This is a genomic window from Microbispora sp. ZYX-F-249, from assembly GCF_039649665.1.
GTDB classification, from domain to species: domain Bacteria; phylum Actinomycetota; class Actinomycetes; order Streptosporangiales; family Streptosporangiaceae; genus Microbispora; species Microbispora maris.
Window position 1 is genome coordinate 1 of record NZ_JBDJAW010000142.1, and the last position, 920, is coordinate 920.

1 protein-coding gene is annotated in these 920 nt (G+C 67.3%); it reads right to left on the reverse strand.

Annotation, left to right across the window (positions count from 1 at the left end):
- Positions 1–25: 25 nt before the first annotated feature.
- A protein-coding gene (locus AAH991_RS40115; RefSeq protein ID WP_428834099.1) for an IS5 family transposase occupies positions 26–870 on the reverse strand; the annotation gives its coding sequence in 2 pieces (ribosomal slippage) (positions 26–534 and positions 534–870; 846 coding nt in all).
- Positions 871–920 lie beyond the last annotated feature (50 nt).

Genomic DNA, 920 nt, shown 5'->3' on the forward strand with positions numbered 1-920 from the left:
TAGGGCCTGTCTTCATAGTGATCAGTTAGAGCCAGAGCAGGAGTGCTGCGATGGTGACCACGGCGGTGTATGAGGTGGCGGTCTTGTCGTAGCGGGTGGCCAGGGCGCGGAACTGTTTGAGCTGGTTGAAGCAGCGTTCGACGACGTTGCGGCGCTTGTAGACCTGAGGGTCGAAGATGGGTGGGCGGCCGCCCTTGCTGCCTCGCCTGGCACGGCCGGCTATCTGGTCGGCGCGCTCGGGGATGGTGTGGCTGATGCCGCGTCGCCGCAGATAGGTGCGGATGGCGCGGGAGCTGTATCCCTTGTCGGCCACCACGTGGTCGGGGCGGGTACGAGGCCGGCCGCGGCCGAGGCGGGGAACGCGAATGGCCTGCAGCACCTGCTGCATGCGGGTGCAGTCGTTGATGTTCCCGCCGGTGACCAGGAACGCCAGCGGCCGGCCGCGTCCGTCGCAGGCGAGGTGAATCTTGCTGGTCAGTCCGCCGCGGGATCGTCCGAGGGCGTGATCGGATGGCTCGCCGGTGTCTGGTCCCCCTTTTTCGCCCCGGCCGCGTGCTGGTGGGCTCGCACGATGGTGGAGTCCACCGCGACCAGCCAGTCGATGTCGCCGCGTGCGTCGGCGTCGGCTTGCAGGGCTTGCAGCATGCGGGTGAAGGTGCCGTTCAGGGCCCAGCGGCGAAAGCGGGTGTAGATGCTCTGCCAGGAGCCGTACCGGGCGGGGATGTCCCGCCAGGCCGCCCCGGAGCGGATCTTCCACACGATCCCGTTCAGCACCCGGCGGTCGTCCTCCCGGGGACGGCCCATCCGCCCGGAGGGGAGAAGAACCCGCAGCTTCTCCCACTCCTCATCGGTCAATTCGTACCGGCGAATCACGCCAAGTCATGATCTAGCACCTAGATCACATTGAAGACACGGCCTAG